The organism is Kitasatospora sp. NPDC047058 (assembly GCF_040643935.1).
GTDB lineage: Bacteria > Actinomycetota > Actinomycetes > Streptomycetales > Streptomycetaceae > Kitasatospora.
The window spans coordinates 1-1,991 of record NZ_JBEYVJ010000745.1; the positions used below are offsets into that span (position 1 = coordinate 1).

A 1,991-nucleotide genomic window follows, 5' to 3' on the forward strand; every position below is an offset into this window, starting at 1 on the left:
ATGACAAGTTGCTGGCCCTGCTTCATGACAAGTTGCTGGCCCTGCTCGACATCCGGATGCGTCGCGGCGCCCAGCCCGGGACGCCGGCCGCCCGGATCGAGCACACGCCGCACGTCGTGCGCCAGAGCGGGCCGGCGAGCGTCTGGAACGGCATCCTCTGGTCGGGCCTCGACGCCGGGACGGCGGACGCGGCGATCGCCGAGCAGGTGCGCCACTACACCGCGCTCGGCCAGGACTTCGAGTGGACGCTGTACGCCCACGACCGCCCGGCCGACCTCGGCGAGCGGCTGGCCGCGGCGGGCTTCACCCCGGAGGAGCCCGAGACCCTGCTGGTCGCCGAGGTCGCCGACCTGGTCCGCCGGACGGAGGGGACGGCGGCGCCGGCCGGCATCGAGCTGCGCGAGGTCACCGACGAGGCCGGCGTGGCGCAGGTCGTCGCCGTCCACGAGGCGGCCTTCGGCACCGACGGCACCCGGCTGGGCCGCCGCATCCTGGCCCAGCTCGCCGAGTCCCCGGAGACCTTCCGCGTCCACCTGGCGATCGCCCACGAGGACGGCCGGGAGATCCCGGTCTGCTCGGCCCGCACGGAGCTGTACCCGGGCACGGGCTTCGCCGGCCTCTGGGGCGGCGGCACCCTGGAGCGCTGGCGTGGGCGCGGCGTCTACCGGGCGCTGGTCGCCCACCGCGCGCGGATCGCCGCCGACCTCGGGTACGAGTACCTGCGGGTGGACGCCTCCGACCAGAGCCGGCCGATCCTCGAACGCCTGGGCTTCGCCGCCCTGACCACCATGACCCCGTTCCAGTACGGGCTCTGACCCGGCTCCACCCTTCGCCGGCGCTCGTCGAAGCCGACGGTCCGGGCACGGTAGACGCGCGCATATGGAGCTGAGCTCGTCGGCTATGGCCCGGCCGTCCCGCGTGGAATTGACTGGTTGCCATGACCGATGACACGCAGAACGCGCAGCAGACGCAGCAGCAGCACCCCTCCGCCCCCGCCGACGGCCGGGCTCCGGCCGGCCCGCTGGTCCTGGTGACCGGCGGCACGGGCAAGACCGGCCGGCGCGTCGTCGAGCGGCTGACCGCCCGCGGCCGGGCGGTCCGGACCGGCTCGCGCACCGCGGCCGTCCCGTTCGACTGGGACGACCGGAACACCTGGGCGCCCGCCCTGGAGGGCGTCGGCGCGGCGTACCTCTCCTACTACCCGGACCTCGCCTTCCCGGGGGCGGTCGAGACGGTCGGTGCCTTCGCCCGGCTGGCCGCGAAGGCGGGCGTGGAGCGGCTGGTCCTGCTGTCCGGCCGGGGCGAGGAGGCCGCACGGGCCGCCGAGGACGCGGTGCGGGAGGCCGGCACCGGCTGGACCGTCGTGCGCTGCGCGTGGTTCAACCAGAACTTCGACGAGAGCTTCTTCCTCGACCCCGTCCTGGGCGGTGAGTTGGCACTGCCGACCGGGACCGCCGCGGAGCCGTTCGTGGACGCGGACGACATCGCGGACGTCGCGGTCGCCGCGCTGACCGAGGACGGCCACCACGGCGAGGTGTACGAGCTGACCGGGCCGCGGCTGCTCTCCTTCGCCGACGTCGCGGCCGAGCTGTCGGCGGCCACCGGGCGCGAGATCCGCTTCACGCCGGTGAGCATCGAGGAGTACCGGGCGGTGCTGGGCGCGGCCGGGCTGCCGGGGGACTTCGCCGACCTGTTCACGATGATCCTCGACGGCCGCAACGCCCACCTGGCGGACGGCGTCCGCCGCGCTCTCGGGCGCGAGCCCAGGGACTTCACCGAGTTCGCGCGCGCCGCGGCCGCCACCGGCGTGTGGAACGTGCAGTCGCACAACTGACGTACCGTCCGCACCTGCCGTATCTTGTGCCCCGGGCCCCTGGGGAATCCCGCCCGGGCCCGGGGCCCCGCTTGCCGCCGCACCGCCTGCACCGCCTGCGCCACTGCACCGCCCGCGCACCCGCACAGCCCACGGCTCGCGCCACCGCACAGCCTGC

General features: G+C 75.3%; 2 protein-coding genes. Both read left to right on the forward strand.

Going from position 1 to position 1,991, the window contains the following annotated elements:
• A partial coding sequence (locus ABZ885_RS40080; protein WP_360199975.1) for a GNAT family N-acetyltransferase occupies nucleotides 1-815 on the forward strand: 815 nt, incomplete at its 5' end.
• A gap of 122 nt (nucleotides 816-937) precedes the next feature.
• The gene (locus tag ABZ885_RS40085) at nucleotides 938-1,834 is read left to right on the forward strand and encodes an NAD(P)H-binding protein (protein WP_360199977.1); all 897 of its coding nucleotides are present in this window, start codon (nucleotides 938-940) and stop codon (nucleotides 1,832-1,834) included.
• The last annotated feature ends 157 nt before the right edge of the window (nucleotides 1,835-1,991 follow it).

Bases quoted from the DNA above. Each gene is read 5' to 3' on its own strand.
- ABZ885_RS40085 (WP_360199977.1), top strand. From the start codon at position 938: ATGACCGATGACACGCAGAACGCGCAGCAGACGCAGCAGCAGCACCCC.